This is a genomic window from Lachnospira sp., from assembly GCF_016290755.1.
GTDB lineage: Bacteria > Bacillota > Clostridia > Lachnospirales > Lachnospiraceae > Lachnospira > Lachnospira multipara.
This window is the reverse complement of sequence record NZ_JAEEVD010000002.1, coordinates 97,731-112,449: the sequence shown is the minus strand read 5'-3', so window position 1 is coordinate 112,449 and position 14,719 is coordinate 97,731. Positions and strand designations below refer to the sequence as shown.

Here is a 14,719-nt window from a genome sequence, read left to right as displayed (position 1 = left end):
TATAAACCTCATTGGAAACTATTGAAAAGAATTGCAATATAGTGTTAAAATCATATCTGATTTTTTCTAAAATCAATTTATTTTTAAATAGTGAGGACGGGAGACTCTATGGGTGCTAAATTAGGGAAAATAGTCGGTAAAAGCATGTACCGACGAAACGGTGGAGCTAACACCAACTTTGTTTACATGTTGACAGACATATTGCTAGGAGTTTTTTCCTACTATATTGCTGCAATAATTAACCATTATTACCTAGATGAAGCAAGTCTATTTTCAGATCTATGGGCAGTTTGTTTAGGTATCGTCATTATTTATATAATGACTAACAAGGACACAAGGGCATATAATGTTACAACTTTCTTTTACAGAGATAGATTCGTATTATTTGTTACAAGATCCTATCTTTTAAGTTTAGCTGTAAATATATTGCTACCTTACCTTACACATGATAGAAGAATTTATGAAAATGCATTCCAGCTATTCTTCTTTGTCATTATTTATTTTATATTGCTCTTAATTAATGCAATGTTTAATAGATACTTAGTTACAAAGACTCATTTGCTATCACAACGTTCTATCATGATTGGAAACAAGAGAGATTATACGGATTTCATCCATTGTATGCATAGAAGTAATTTCAATGCTGAAATCGTAGGCTTTCTTTCCTTTGACAGGGAGCAGGGAAAAGATGCCAACTATCTTGGAAACATAGATGATTTAGTTGAAATCATTCAGAATAACAATATTGACCAAATTTTTATAATGAGTAAGCACGAGAAAGATATTGCTACAATTCAGAACATTATGGATATATGTAATGTAATGGGAGTTACTACAAGACTTATCCTTAATGTATATAAATCTAACAGTATTCAGCGCTACGTAAGTAGTATCGGAAAGTATCCTGTTATGACATATCACGCAGTACCTCTTAGTATGTCTACAAAATTCTTAAAAAGATTATTTGATATTATAGTTAGTTCGATTCTTATCGTTGTAACTTCCCCAATTGTTTTAGTTGCAGCTATTGCAATAAAACTTGATTCAAAGGGACCAGTTTTCTTTAAGCAAAGAAGAGTTGGTAAAAATGGACGAATCTTTGATATGTATAAACTTCGAAGCATGTGTAACGATGCTGAAGCAAAGAAGAAAGATTTGTTAAAAAATAATCAAATGAACAACAACCTTATGTTTAAAATGAGTGATGATCCACGAATCACAAAGGTTGGACGTTTTATAAGAAAGACAAGTATTGATGAGCTACCACAGTTATTTAATGTTTTAAAGGGTGATATGAGTTTGGTGGGTACTAGGCCTCCCACAGTGGATGAAGTGAGCAACTACACTCAAAGACACTGGAAGCGACTTGTTATTTGGCCAGGTATTACGGGAAATTGGCAGGTAAATGGCCGTAGTAAAATCACAGATTTTGAAGAAGTAGTTGACTTAGATGTGGAATACATTGACAATTGGACACCATCTCTTGACCTAAAGATCTTACTAAAGACCTTTGTGGCAGTAATAGGTAGAAACGACGCATATTAAAGGAGACATTATGAAGATTGCTTTTTTAGCCTCTTCAGGAGGACATTTAGAAGAAATATCTTGTCTGTATCCAATTGCAAAAAAGTATGACTCTTTTTTAGTAACTGAAGAAGGTGGCCAGGAACAGACCCTTTGGGGAGACAAATGCATAAAAGTGCCACAAATAAATAGAAAACAAAAGGATTTTATCCCTGCCTTTATAAAACTATTTTTAAAGGCAAGGAAAATCCTAAAAAAGGAAAGACCCGATGTTGTAATTTCAACAGGTGCCCTAATGACCTATCCTTTTTGTGTGGTGGCAAAAAGACTTGGAGCAAAGGTAATCTATATTGAATCCTTTGCAAGAGTTGATTCTGCCTCTCTTACAGGAAAGTTAATGAAAAAGAAAGCTGATTTATTCTGTGTGCAGTGGGAGGAATGCAAAGAATTTTTCCCAGAGGCTGAATATATTGGTGGAATCTTTTAGGAGACTTTTATGATATTTATTTCACTAGGAACTCAGAAGTTCCAATTTAACAGACTATTAAAACTTGTAGATGACTTAAAAGAAGAGGGCCTTATAAAAGAGGAAATATTTGCTCAAGTTGGAAACAGCGATTATAAGCCAAGAAATTACCAGTATTTAGACTTTCTTTCAAATGAAGAATTTACTAAAAAGATGGAGGAGGCTTCCTTGATAATTAGTCACAGCGGGGTAGGAACAATTTTAAAGGCCATTAATAAGGACAAGCCTATAATTGTAGCCCCAAGACTAGCGAAGTTTAAGGAACATGTAGATGATCACCAGATAGAGATTGCGAAAGCATTTTCAAAAAAGAATTTCTGCTTCATCTATGAAGAGGGAGACGACCTTGTCTCACTCATAAATAAAGCAAAGACACACAAGTTTGACAAATACGTTTCAAGTAAAGATAAAGTAATTGCAAGATTAGAAGATTACCTAGCTAGATTAGAAGAAAGTCTATAGGAAAGGAAACTATTAAGAAAGGAAAGATTTATGTTTAAGATTATTGTAGCTAACTTTCATTTAGAAAAGATTCTTTGGATTATTAAGAAGAATCTCACTTACATGGTATTTTGTGGCCTAGTTGCTGCACTTTTATTTGGAGGATATGCTTATGCAACTCGTAGTTCTGTATATCAGGCTAAGATTTCATTTTACGCATACTCAGATCCAGACTACGCTTCAGATACTTCTGTAAATATCACGTATAGCGAAGTAAATCAGGCAAAGAACCTCATTTCTAGCTATACACAGATTTTAAAGAGTAACACATTCCTTGAAGCCTTAAAGGAGGAGACAGGACTTAATTACTCAACATCTACTTTTAAAAATATTATCTCTACAAGTGCCGTTGAAGATACAGCCGTATTCTATGTTTACGTTGTTGATTCAAACCCACTTAATGCACAGAAAATCGCCAACGCTATTGGTGAATTAGCACCAGATATGATTGTAACTTTAGTTAAGGCCGGTGGCGTGCAGGTACTTGATTCTGCAGAGCTTCCAACAAGCCCATATCAGCAGACAAATGTACCATTTACAGCCATCCTTGGATTCTTCTTTGGTGCAATCCTTGCCTTTATCTTCTTTATCTTAAAGGGCTTACTAAACACAACAATTAGAAAGAAGTACGAAATCGAGGATATGTTTACAATTCCAATCCTTGGTGATGTACCTGAAATCGAAACTGAAGAAGCTAAAGGGGTTATTAAGAATTCTTCTTACAACCCTAAGGTTTTAAATGAGGATAGCACTTTCACAATTACTGAGGCCTACAACTCAATTAGAACTAAGCTTTTATATACAGCTAAGGATCAGAAGTGCCCAATTTATGGCATTACTAGTGCAGATTCAGGCGAGGGTAAGTCCCTTAACTCTATGAACCTTGCCATTAGCTATTCTTTCCTTGGTAAGAAGGTTTTACTTATTGATGGTGACTTAAGAAAGAGCGGTATCTCAAGAGTATTAAAGACTACTTCTCGTCAGGGCTTAAGCCAGTACCTTGCAGGTATTAATAAGGACTATGACCTATTTAACTATAATAACAACTTAGACATTTTATTTGCTGGTGAGATTCCTCCAAACCCTATGGAATTATTATCTAGTGAAAAATGTAAAAACTTACTTGAGAGCTTAAAAGAAACTTACGATGTTATCTTTATTGACTTCCCACCTGTTGGCGAAGTAGCAGATGCTCTTGCCCTTGCTGATAGCGTTACAAGCTTCGTCTTAGTTGTTCGCGAGAACCACACTAAGTTTGATAAGGAAGAAAATGTAATTAGAACTATCGAGCCACTTGGAGCTGACATTTGCGGATTTATCTATAATGGCATCGCCGTAAACTCTAGAGAATACAAGTACAACACAAAGAAGTACGGTAAGGAATATGGCTACGGTTTAAAATATAGCGCAAGCAAGTAAATTAAATTCAAAAGTGAGGTAAGACATGCAGGTTAGTATCATAGTTCCAGTTTATAACACATCAAAATATCTAAGGCGATGTGCCGATCATCTTGTAGGTCAAAGCCTTACGGACATAGAAATCATTTTCATAAATGATGGCTCAACAGATGATTCCCTAGAAATTCTAGAGGAATATAAGAGGGCCTATCCTGACAAGGTAAAAGTTGTATCTAAGAAAAACGGCGGTCAAGCCACTGCAAGAAACCTAGGTATAACTCTTGCCACAGGAGATTACATTGCTTTTGCAGACTCTGACGATTTCGTAGAAGAGGATATGTTTAAGACCATGTATGAGTCAGCAATAAAAAATGATGCAGATTATGTAGAATGTTATTTTCACTTTATAGAAGATAAGAATGGGGACTATAAGGAGCTTAAAACTAGAGGTGAAGTTAGAGCCCATAAGGACAATAAAGATATGTTTATAAATCCTCAGGTTTCCCCTTGGAATAAGCTCTACAAGGCTTCAATCCTTAAGGAGAATAACATTAAATTCCCTGAAGGCTTAATTTACGAGGATACTGCATTTTTTATAAAGACCATTCCTTTTATTAAGACTAGCAACTACGTCTCTGACCCTTTTGTTCACTACTTTTTAAGAGTGGGTTCTACCATGAACTCTAAGTCCTTAAAGGCACAGCAAAAGACTGGGGACATAATTCTAGTTTTAAAGGACATAATTGATTTTTATAAAGATAAGGGTTTCTATGAAGAATACAAAAAGGAACTTGAATACTTTATCTCTAAGATTTTGCTATGCAGCAACATAAGCAGAATCGGACGAGTTACAGATAAGAAATTAAAGAAGAAACTAATTAGAGATAGTTTTTATAATCTTGAGAATTGGTTTCCAGAATACAAGAAAAATCCATATTATCAGGGCAAGTTAAAGACTTACATTAACTTCATTAGCCCTTATAATGCAGGATTAATAAGTTTAGTTTTAGCTAGACTTATGAGAGGTTAGTAAAATGAAAATTTCAGTTGCAATGGCTTCCTATAACGGAGCCGACTTTATAATTGAACAGTTAGAATCAGTAATTAATCAGACTAAAAAGGTAGACGAAATCATTATTTGCGATGATGGTTCAAAGGATAAAACTTTTGAAATCGTGACCAATTACATAAAGGAAAAGAAGTTAGAAAATTTAATTAAGCTAGTTAAAAATGAAGAAAATCTTGGCTATGCCTCAAACTTTCTAAAAGCTGTAAGCCTTACAACTGGCGACTACATTTTCTTTTGTGATCAGGATGATTTATGGGTGGAAGATAAGGTGGAGAACATGACTAGCCTTATGGAGGCAAACACTAATATCGACCTGCTCTGCTCTGAGTTTGATAGTTTTGTATCTTCAGCAGATGCCCCTAGACCATCAAAAGAGGCAACTAAGACTTTTACAAACAATAAGGAACTAGTAAAGCTAGACTTTAATTCTACTAACATCTTTATTGGCTGTGAAGGTTGCTGCATGCTTATTAGAAGAAGCTTTTACGAGGATATCAAGGACTTCTGGTATAAGGGCTGGGCTCATGATGAGTTCTTTTGGAAAATGGCTCTCGTTCGCGGCGGTCTCTACTTCTATCATGGCATAACTCTTCATAGACGACTTCATTCTAACAACGTCACCATGCATAAGATGCGTGACTTAAAGAAGAGAATTAAGTTCCTTGAGGATTTAAAGAAAAGCCATGCACAGACTTTAACTTATGTTGAGGCCAGTGACAAAGATTTGAAAAAAATCGACCTTTTAAAGAAAAATATAAAGGCTACTGATTTACGAATTGAAATTTTAAGGGATAAGAAAATTTTTAATACCATCCCACTAATCTTTAAATATAACAATTGTTATCACAGCAGAAAGTCAATTCCTGTGGAGCTTATGATGGCAATTAAGAACTAATAATTTACTTTCAAGATTGGAGAATATATGAAAAGTAAATATATAAAAGATAAGTACGAAAAAAACTTCTATAGTAAAATTGCCTGGCTCTTTTTATTTGCCCTATACGTACTTCCACAGTACTTCGGCTTTCATCTAGTCATAGATTTTACTGCCCAGCGTATTATGCTTTTTGTGATCTTATTTATCATCTTCACCTCGCAAGTGGAAGTAAAGAGATTTACTGGAATGGTAATGGAACTTAAGCAAAGCATTTTCATTGGGCTCTACATTTTCGTAACTTTATACACTTTGGTATTACGTGCAGATATTGGTGCCTTTCTTAATCCCTTTATTGAATTTTTGATTTTATTTACATTGATTTATTTAATAAAGACAGAATACGGCGCTGATTACGTTTTCAAATGGATTATAAGATTTATATATTTCCTACTAATTATGGGCGTTATTGAATACCTACTTGGAGAAAGTTTATTTGCAAAGCTTGAAACCATTAAGGGTCTTTACACTGGTGTCTTTGTTAGATCAGGAAGTTACAGAATCATGGGACCTGCTATCCATTCCCTAGGATACGGACTTATGCTTGTTACCATGACACCTTTCGTAGTCTTTGACTACAAGAATAACAGAATTGATTTCCTTTTAAGAAAAGGTCTTTTGATTCTTCTTATTGCAAATGTATTTTTATGCGGCTCACGTTCAACCCTTTCAATTCTCTTCTTTGAGCTTCTTGCTTTATTTATTTTCTCAAGCAAGGAACATAAAAGAAGATTTGGGGCAGTGTTTGTGCCTTTCATACTTATTATGATTGTGGTGGTATTCCTAACACAGAACATGGCCTTTGGTAGATACGTTATGCTTCAGATTACAAGTATTATAGATGAAGGCTTTGGAACAAACTTTTCTGTAAACTACGGTGCTGATTCAGCCTTGGCAGAGTCTTCAAACTACAGAGCCCAGCTCTATGACATTTTTAAATTAAAATGGTTAAACCCACTTGTAGGTATTGGTAGAAAGCGTTCCTTTGGTGCCGAGATTAACGGTTCCTACGTTTACAGTGTAGATAATTACTACATTTGCGAATATATCCGTTACGCTTATCCTGGTCTTTTTAGCTACATTTTAATAATCTTTAGCTTCCTAAAAGACTTTGTGAAAAAAATTTACCGCTACAAAGACCCTTATTGCATCGTACTTTTCGTTGGTGTAGTAAGTGCCTATGCTAATTTATTTTGGATTGACTCCCTTATGAACTTAAAGTACATCTACATTTTATTTGCACTTTTCATATGTAGAGATTGCTATTCACATCCCCTTAAGGAAGTTCCAAAAGAGGATAGTAAATTAAAGACAAATTCAAAATACATTAAGAAGTCAGTTTTATATTAACTTGCTTTTAGTTAGTTAAAAGCAGCTGCTAAGATTTAGGAGGATCAAATGACTAATAATACAAACAAAATTCCTAAGATTCTACATTATTGCTGGTTTGGCGGTAAGCCACTTCCAAAGGACCTAAAAGAATGCCTTGACACTTGGGAAAAACTAAAGGGCTATAAGATAATGCGTTGGGATGAATCTAATTGTTCTTTTGATGAAAATGATTTTGTAAGAAAGACCTTTAAAGAAAGAAAGTTAGGCTTCATTGGAGATTACTATAGATTAAAGGCTGTATACGAATACGGCGGAATTTATCTTGATACAGATGTTAAGGTAAACAAAAGCTTTGATAATTTACTTGATTACTCTTGCTTTATTAACTTCATCTTTGATGATTCAGTAGGAACTGCCATCATTGGCGCAAAGCCAGGCAATAAGTATATTAAAGACTTACTTGATATGTATGATAACACTGTTTTTGGAAAGACACCTAATGGCAAGCAGCTAGATTTTGTAGATGGAAAATATATTGCCTACGGTTATCCAACAAGTAATTATTATCACACTTACCATATTTTAAAGACCTATAAAGACTTTAAGTTAAACAACAAGTTCCAGGATTTAGGCGACTTTGTAATCTTCCCTAAGGAGTATTTTGAAATCGGTACTCTAACAGGTAGACATTATGCAATTCACCTAAATGCAGGAGAATGGAGAACTAAGTCTGACAACGAAGGTCAGGGATTAAAAGCAAAGATTAAGGGATTTTTAAAGAAAAATCCAGCAATCTATGATAAAGTACAAATACTAGTTAGAAAGAAGAGATATAAGGAATTAAAGAAAAATATTCCTTTCTATTCTTACTATCTAGCCCAGAGAAATAACACAGAATTACCAAATTTATAAGCTATAAATAATCCTGTTTGTTAAAAATGGAGGATATCTATGGATGGTTACACACAGATTAGCTATAACGAGCTATTTAAATTAATATTTGATCAACAAACACAAAGCGTTTCATATGGACTATTAATTTTAGCTGTCTTTGGGCTTGCATTGATAACACATTCTTTATGTCTTTTTCTTTCAAAAAGAGAAATTAGAAAGGTTAAGGCATTAGATGAAACAATAATAATTGCAATACTTGCTTACGCCTGCGTATTGCTTAGCATTACCTTCTTTAATAGAGAAGAGGGCACAAGGGGCACAATAAATTTAGATACTAGAGTTACCCAGACGGTGATTAAAACATTTTTTGAATTTATCTGTCACCCAACAAAGCTCCCATTAACTAAGTTGCTATTAAAAAATTTAGGAGAAATCGGTGCTATAACAGCGTCTATTTATTACATTTTAAATATAGCGCTCTTTATGCCTTGGGGCTTTATTCTTAGTGTGGCTCATTATAAAGAAGGCTTAATTGGAAAACTATTATTGCCCTTCCTATACAGCGTTATAACTAGTGGAACTATCGAAACCGTTCAGTTAATCACAGGCCGTGGTTATTTTGAAGTGGAAGATATTATCACTAATATAACTGGTGGGCTCATAGGCGCAATACTTGCTTGTTTAGTAATGCTAATTATAAGACTAATCAAAAAAGCTAGAAATAAAAATGGAGGAAATCATGGCTTCAAAGAATAAGTTTAAAACTAGAGATAAGATAATAATTGCAATAAGTGTTGTAATCATCATAATTCTTGCCATTATCATCGTTAGTGATAAGATGGCCCAAAAGGATGAAGAAAAAACTCTAGAGAATTTAGAAACAGCAACAGACATTTCCCTTAATTCTAATGTGAATTTAGAAAATGTATATATAAATGAAGTTAGTGCTAGTGGTTATGTAGAGCTCTACAATAACGACCAGACAGATGCAGACCTTTCAAATCTTTCTCTCTATCTTAACGGAGAAAAGATTTATAGTTTTGAGGAGAATACAAGTCTTGATTCTAAGGACTATTTAGTAGTAGAAACAGGTCTAACACTAGGAAGCGGCGAGCATGACATTGTAAGCCTTGGGGATGATACAATGGAAAACTATCTTGGAACTAGAGGCCGCTATTTAACAGTTCCAACTCTTACAGCAGATCAAAGCTTTGGCTACACAGACACAAGCTTTACATCTACAGCCATTATGAGCCAGACAAAAAATGGCAACAACTCAAAGGCTACAATTGTTAAAAGCACTGATGATGTAAGCTTTAGTGTCTATGGTGGTTACTATGATAACGACATCTCTCTAAGCCTTGAAGCAGCTGAGGGTAAGACAATTTACTATACAACTAATGGTGAGACTCCAACTACAGAGTCAAATATTTATACAGATGAAATTAAGATTAGCAATGCTAGTGGAACAGACCTTACTCTTACTAAAGAAGTAGCAGAGCAGAATAACGATTCTTATGTTACTACAAGCTCAAGTAAGGGTACAGTAATTAGAGCAATTGCTGTGGATGCTGATGGAAATGTATCTAATGTCTATACTCAGACTTACTACATCGGCCAGAAATCAAGCTCAGATATTAAAAACTACGCTTGCCTTTCAATCACAATAAATCCAGAGGATTTTGCAGATTATTTTAATGGTATTTATGTAAAGGGTACTGGCTATGAATCAGCTCTTGCTAGAGGACTTCAGGCTTCTGATTACTCTAACTTCTTAACAGCTGATGAAAAGAACGTAACAGTTGAATATTATGAAAAGAGTAAGGATAAGACTTATGAGGGAAATCTTAAGCTTAGCGTAATTAATGACTACTCCGTTTCTACATCTCAAAAGAGTTTACTTTTAAGCTCAGATTCAGATTTAAACTGGGAGGGCTCAAGCCTTAATAAGTTCTTTGGTGGCACTAATAATAGCCTAACACTTACAACAAATCTTACAGATAACACATATAAGATAAGAGAATACTTAGCTGCTAATCTTTTAGAGGACACTAAGGTAGCAAGCTTAAGCCTCACACCAGTTTCCGTCTTTATTAACGGCGAATACTGGGGACTTTACTGCCTACGAGCAACTATTGATGAGGGCTATATTGCTGATACTTATTCTCTAGATGAAAGTGACGTAGTAGTTTCAACAACTACAGGAGAGGTATCTAATAGTAATCACTCTGAATACGGCGAAGAATACGCAGATCTTGTTAGCTGGATTGCAAAGCATGACATGGCTGATGAAGATAACTACGACTACGCAGAGGCAAGAATTGATATGGATAGCTACATTCAGTTTATGGCAGCAAATCTATATTTATCTAATGCCTACCTTGATTCAGATACAAAGTATGTTTGGAGAACAGTTTCTGAGGACGGCGAGACAGAATATAGTGATGGAAAGTGGCGCTATGTCTATACACCACTAGATGGAACTATGGAAAATGCAAGCTCAAACGGACTTGCTTCCGCAACTATTAACTCTTATCTTTTCGACGCTTTCCATGACGATAAGATGTTTATGTCTTTAATTGACAACGAAGAGTTTAGAGCTAAGCTTATCCAGACAATGGAAGACTTCGCTAATAATACTTTTAGTGAGGAAAATGTTAACGAAGCCATAACAGCAGTCACAGACATGCTTGAAAAAGGTACTGAATATAGTTACAAGAGATTTATCTCTAGTGGATCTTTATCCTCTGCATATTCTAGTGAACTAGATACAATAAGAGAATTCTTTGAAACTAGAAAAGACTATATCTTAAAGTACACAAACGAGATTTAAAAATAGAGGGGGAGCTATAATCATGAATAACACAATCAACATTGATTTCTTAAGAGACTTAATTTTATCATCACTAGAAAAAGAAGAAATTAAAAGTGTTTATGAAGGCGTAAATATTGAGGATTTGTGCAGGCTAGCAAGTCTACATCAGATGGAATACATTTTACTAGAACCCTTAACTAAGCTAGATATTGATGAAAAATACAAGAAGTTAATTAAGGCAAGACTAGCAACAGATACCTTCATTGACCTAGGTCAAAGACAGCAGGTAAAAAACATTTCCAATAACCTTGAAAACTACGGCGTCGACTATATGCTAATGAAAGGTTCAGTTTTAAAGGAAATCTATCCAAAGTCTGTACTTCGCCAAATGGGGGACATTGACCTTATGATCTATGACCAGACCATGAATCGATCTAGAGAATTATTTAAGTTCATGGGTTATGAGCTTATTGATTCTGTCAAGATTCACGACGTTTATAGAAAAGAACCTCACTGGATTGTTGAGGCTCATTGGGCTTTATTTGATAAAAATGTAGACAAGAAAATCTATGATTACTATCAGGTTAAAAGAGCAACTCTTAAGGAAGGCACAAAGGCTTGTTACCAACTTAGTATTGAAGACTTCTATGTTTACATGATTGCTCATATGGCGAAACATTTTTATGAAAATGGATGTGGCATTAGAAATTTAGTAGATATCTATGTCTACTTAGAACATTTTAAGAATAAATTAGACTACGAAAAGCTAGAAACTGAGCTAGAAGTTTGTGGTCTATCAAGCTTCGAATTCCAGTCAAGGCGCCTTGCCTATGACTGGTTAGAAAAGAAGGAATTAGACAGTCTAGAAAAAAGTTTATTCTACTTTATGCTTGATTGTGGTGTATATGGTAAGGGTGAAAACGGCTTCTTTAGCCAGTTTGCTAAGCAGGAAGAAAATCAGGATATTGCAAAGGTGGTTAAGGGAAAATGGTTCTTCTTCCCACCAATTTCCTACATGAAGGAATTCTATCCAAAGCTTAACAAGCACCCAGAGCTTTTGCCTTACTACTGGCTTGTTAGAGGGGCAAAAGGCCTTACACATAAGGAAAGTCGAAAGAGAAGAATTGAATTAACTCGCGTAGATACTACAAAAGCTAAGACAATCGTAGACCTATATAAGAATATGGGCTTAGACTTTACTAGAACTGATGAGTAATTTGGAGGATTTATGAGTAAAGAAAGTAGAACAAAACAAACTGCTAAAAACATGACTTGGGGTTTTGCTTCTCAATTTGTGGCTATGGTCCTTAGCTTTGTATCAAGAACCGTTTTTATTAGATATTTAGGTGCAGAATATCTAGGTATTAACAGTGTTTTTTCGGATGTTTTAAACCTTTTATCCATGGCAGATTTAGGCTTTAATACAGCAATGGCTTATTCTTTTTACAAGCCTCTTGCTATGAAGGATGAGAAAAAATTAGCCGCACTTGTAACCTTCTATAGTAATGTCTATAGAATTATAGCAATTTCAATTACAGTAATTGGCCTTATTTTAGTGCCTTTCCTACGTGTAATTGTAAAGACAGAAACAGATATACCACTTCTTGAAGTTTACTATCTATTCTCTCTTGCTGGAGTAATTATTTCATATCTTTTTGTATATAAAACAACTATTCTTACAGCAGACCAAAAGAATTATGAGTTAACTTCCATTAATATTTACATTTCCTTTGGAAAAACATTTTTACAGATTCTAGCCCTTGTTTTATGGCAAAACTACATTGTCTATCTTGCAATAGGCGTTGTGCTTCAGTTTATTAGAAATCTAATTGCCACAAGGAAAGCCGAGAAATACTATCCTTACATTAAGAACAAGGAAAAGCTTTCAAAAGAGGACAGGGAAAGTATTTATAAAAATTTGCGATCAGTTGTAATTTACAAATTAAGTAACACCTTATTTACAGGAACTGATAACATTATTATTTCCATGATTGTTGGTATTGGAATTGCAGGACTTTACTCTAACTATCTTATGATAAGTCAGAAGTTACTTCTCGTTTTGCAAATCATTTTCTCAGCATTAACAGCAAGTATCGGTAATGTTATTGCCAAGGAAAATAGCCAGAAAAGATACGAAGTCTTTGTAAGTATTCAGTCCCTATCCTTTATTATGAGCGGCGTTATTACTTGTGGATTCTTCCTTGTAATTAACGACTTTATCACAGTTTGGTTAGGCGCTAACTATACCCTCGACTTCTTAACAGTAGTGGCAATTACACTTAATACATACCTTTCATGTATCCTACAGCCTTTCTGGGTTTACAGAGATGCCACAGGTCTTTACATGAAGACAAAATATGTTTCCCTTGCAGGTTCCATCCTAAATATTGTTTTATCAGTAATTTTAGGCCTCTGGCTTGGTCTTGCAGGAATTTTACTTGCAACAGTTATATCAAGACTTTCATCTTACTTCTTATATGAACCAATAGTTTTATTTAAGGATTTCTTTGATAAAAGTGCTACAGGTTACTACACATCTATTGCTAAAAATGCGCTAATTGCCCTAGCTAGCTGTGTTTTACTTAAGCTATTACTAGATAGATTTACTATTGATTCATGGCCAAAGTTAATTGTGGAAATCATTTTCGTTGGACTTGTTGTGTCCGTTATTTACATAATTTTTTATCACAATACTGATGGCTTTAAGATGATTACTAACAAGGTTAAGAGTTTTATAAAGAAAAGGAGCTAAAGGAAAATGTACTACTACAAACTCTATGGAAAGAAGGTAATGTCTGAATTTGAGCTTTATCAGTGTGTAAGCATTGATGAAATTAGCAAAGACGACGCCGATATTATTATTACTAATGAGCAGTTACCAGAAGAAATTTTAAAGGAGTTGCCTACAGACACAGAGCTAGCTTCAAAGATTGATAGACACTTTAGCTACTTTACTAATAGCTGGGGCTTCTTTGGAATTAAAGATGGAAAATATATCACAGCCTATAAAAGAGAAAATGCCAGTGAAGAAAATCTTCACCCTTTTATTCTTGGCTACTGTATTGCCTTTTTATTCTGGCAAAGAGATATGCACTCAATTCACTGCAGCTGTGTAAGAATTAATGGCAAGGCTCTCTTAATTTCAGGAGTTAGTGGTAGTGGAAAATCCACTCTTACAACTCGTATCCTTGATACAACTAATGCGAGCCTCATCTCAGACGACGTAGTGGTTGTAAATATAGAAGAGGATAAGCTTCTTGCTTACCCAGCCTTCCCACAGCAAAAGCTTTGTAGAGATGCCCTTGAGCGTAACGGCCTAAAGGAAGAAGATTTACGTTACATCGATGAAACTAAGGATAAATTTGCCCTTTCAAGAACTGAAGGTTTTTCAACTGAACCTGCCCAGTGCCTTGGCATGATTGTCCTTGATCATTCAGCAGATGTTGATAAAGTCCAGTATGAAGCCATTAAGGGTAATGACAAAGTAGCAGCTATTTATACAAACTGGTTCCTATTCCCAGCCATGCGTGAGCTAAAGACAGATATTAAGGACTTCTCAAGATGCCTTAAAATCGCCTCTAAACTAGACATCCTCCACATGACACGACCAGAAAATATAGATAGTACAAAAGAGCAATTAGAGATTGTAAAGGATTTCTTTAAGATAGAATTATAGATTCAAATTGTAAAAAATTTACCTAATAGCCTAAATCTAGTAGCGCTGGA

The 14,719-nt window shown here is 34.8% G+C and carries 13 protein-coding genes; all 13 read left to right on the top strand.

All coding sequences use genetic code 11. The annotated features are described in order from the left end of the window. The first annotated feature begins 108 nt into the window (after positions 1 to 108). The 13 genes from QVA17_RS01700 to QVA17_RS01640 are packed head-to-tail and all read left to right on the top strand — an operon-like array spanning position 109 to position 14,669. Complete coding sequence (locus tag QVA17_RS01700) at positions 109 to 1,545, top strand: sugar transferase (RefSeq protein WP_287386021.1); 1,437 nt, start codon at positions 109 to 111, stop codon at positions 1,543 to 1,545. Between the two features lie 10 nt (positions 1,546 to 1,555). Continuing rightward, a complete protein-coding gene (pssD, locus tag QVA17_RS01695; protein ID WP_103952993.1) occupies positions 1,556 to 2,011 on the top strand; it encodes a PssD/Cps14F family polysaccharide biosynthesis glycosyltransferase in 456 nt (151 codons plus the stop codon). A gap of 9 nt (positions 2,012 to 2,020) precedes the next feature. Continuing rightward, complete coding sequence (gene pssE / locus QVA17_RS01690) at positions 2,021 to 2,512, top strand: PssE/Cps14G family polysaccharide biosynthesis glycosyltransferase (RefSeq protein WP_027431508.1); 492 nt, start codon at positions 2,021 to 2,023, stop codon at positions 2,510 to 2,512. Between the two features lie 30 nt (positions 2,513 to 2,542). Further along, positions 2,543 to 3,970 carry a polysaccharide biosynthesis tyrosine autokinase gene (locus QVA17_RS01685; protein ID WP_287386019.1) on the top strand — a complete coding sequence of 476 codons (1,428 nt, stop codon included), beginning with the start codon at positions 2,543 to 2,545 and terminating at the stop codon, positions 3,968 to 3,970. 25 nt (positions 3,971 to 3,995) lie between these two features. After that, on the top strand, positions 3,996 to 4,979 hold the full coding sequence (locus QVA17_RS01680; protein ID WP_074521395.1) for a glycosyltransferase family 2 protein: 984 nt from the start codon (positions 3,996 to 3,998) through the stop codon (positions 4,977 to 4,979). 4 nt (positions 4,980 to 4,983) lie between these two features. Then, positions 4,984 to 5,913 carry a glycosyltransferase gene (locus QVA17_RS01675; RefSeq protein WP_287386016.1) on the top strand — a complete coding sequence of 310 codons (930 nt, stop codon included), beginning with the start codon at positions 4,984 to 4,986 and terminating at the stop codon, positions 5,911 to 5,913. Between the two features lie 27 nt (positions 5,914 to 5,940). Next, positions 5,941 to 7,302 (top strand): O-antigen ligase family protein, encoded by a 1,362-nt coding sequence (locus QVA17_RS01670; RefSeq protein WP_287386014.1) that lies wholly within the window; start codon positions 5,941 to 5,943, stop codon positions 7,300 to 7,302. A gap of 48 nt (positions 7,303 to 7,350) precedes the next feature. After that, positions 7,351 to 8,196 carry a glycosyltransferase family 32 protein gene (locus tag QVA17_RS01665; protein ID WP_287386012.1) on the top strand — a complete coding sequence of 282 codons (846 nt, stop codon included), beginning with the start codon at positions 7,351 to 7,353 and terminating at the stop codon, positions 8,194 to 8,196. A 39-nt stretch (positions 8,197 to 8,235) separates the two neighbouring features. Beyond that, positions 8,236 to 8,934, top strand: a complete 699-nt coding sequence (locus QVA17_RS01660; RefSeq protein ID WP_287386010.1) for a VanZ family protein — start codon at positions 8,236 to 8,238, stop codon at positions 8,932 to 8,934. After that, complete coding sequence (locus QVA17_RS01655) at positions 8,918 to 11,011, top strand: CotH kinase family protein (RefSeq protein WP_287386007.1); 2,094 nt, start codon at positions 8,918 to 8,920, stop codon at positions 11,009 to 11,011. Before QVA17_RS01660 ends, QVA17_RS01655 begins: the two co-directional genes overlap by 17 nt. A gap of 22 nt (positions 11,012 to 11,033) precedes the next feature. Beyond that, positions 11,034 to 12,209, top strand: coding sequence for a nucleotidyltransferase domain-containing protein (locus QVA17_RS01650; protein ID WP_287386005.1), 1,176 nt, complete (start codon positions 11,034 to 11,036; stop codon positions 12,207 to 12,209). 12 nt (positions 12,210 to 12,221) lie between these two features. Continuing rightward, positions 12,222 to 13,745, top strand: coding sequence for an oligosaccharide flippase family protein (locus QVA17_RS01645; protein WP_287386003.1), 1,524 nt, complete (start codon positions 12,222 to 12,224; stop codon positions 13,743 to 13,745). A 6-nt stretch (positions 13,746 to 13,751) separates the two neighbouring features. Beyond that, positions 13,752 to 14,669: a hypothetical protein gene (locus QVA17_RS01640; protein ID WP_287385999.1), complete on the top strand. Its 918-nt coding sequence runs from the start codon at positions 13,752 to 13,754 to the stop codon at positions 14,667 to 14,669. Positions 14,670 to 14,719 lie beyond the last annotated feature (50 nt).

What these genes read in the sequence shown, in the direction of transcription:
- QVA17_RS01685 (WP_287386019.1), top strand. Translation starts at nt 2,543, where the DNA reads ATGTTTAAGATTATTGTAGCTAACTTTCATTTAGAAAAGATTCTTTGG.
- QVA17_RS01650 (WP_287386005.1), top strand. Translation starts at nt 11,034, where the DNA reads ATGAATAACACAATCAACATTGATTTCTTAAGAGACTTAATTTTATCA.
- QVA17_RS01655 (WP_287386007.1), top strand. Translation starts at nt 8,918, where the DNA reads ATGGCTTCAAAGAATAAGTTTAAAACTAGAGATAAGATAATAATTGCA.
- QVA17_RS01665 (WP_287386012.1), top strand. Translation starts at nt 7,351, where the DNA reads ATGACTAATAATACAAACAAAATTCCTAAGATTCTACATTATTGCTGG.
- pssE (WP_027431508.1), top strand. Translation starts at nt 2,021, where the DNA reads ATGATATTTATTTCACTAGGAACTCAGAAGTTCCAATTTAACAGACTA.
- QVA17_RS01700 (WP_287386021.1), top strand. Translation starts at nt 109, where the DNA reads ATGGGTGCTAAATTAGGGAAAATAGTCGGTAAAAGCATGTACCGACGA.
- QVA17_RS01675 (WP_287386016.1), top strand. Translation starts at nt 4,984, where the DNA reads ATGAAAATTTCAGTTGCAATGGCTTCCTATAACGGAGCCGACTTTATA.
- QVA17_RS01660 (WP_287386010.1), top strand. Translation starts at nt 8,236, where the DNA reads ATGGATGGTTACACACAGATTAGCTATAACGAGCTATTTAAATTAATA.
- QVA17_RS01645 (WP_287386003.1), top strand. Translation starts at nt 12,222, where the DNA reads ATGAGTAAAGAAAGTAGAACAAAACAAACTGCTAAAAACATGACTTGG.
- pssD (WP_103952993.1), top strand. Translation starts at nt 1,556, where the DNA reads ATGAAGATTGCTTTTTTAGCCTCTTCAGGAGGACATTTAGAAGAAATA.
- QVA17_RS01640 (WP_287385999.1), top strand. Translation starts at nt 13,752, where the DNA reads ATGTACTACTACAAACTCTATGGAAAGAAGGTAATGTCTGAATTTGAG.
- QVA17_RS01680 (WP_074521395.1), top strand. Translation starts at nt 3,996, where the DNA reads ATGCAGGTTAGTATCATAGTTCCAGTTTATAACACATCAAAATATCTA.
- QVA17_RS01670 (WP_287386014.1), top strand. Translation starts at nt 5,941, where the DNA reads ATGAAAAGTAAATATATAAAAGATAAGTACGAAAAAAACTTCTATAGT.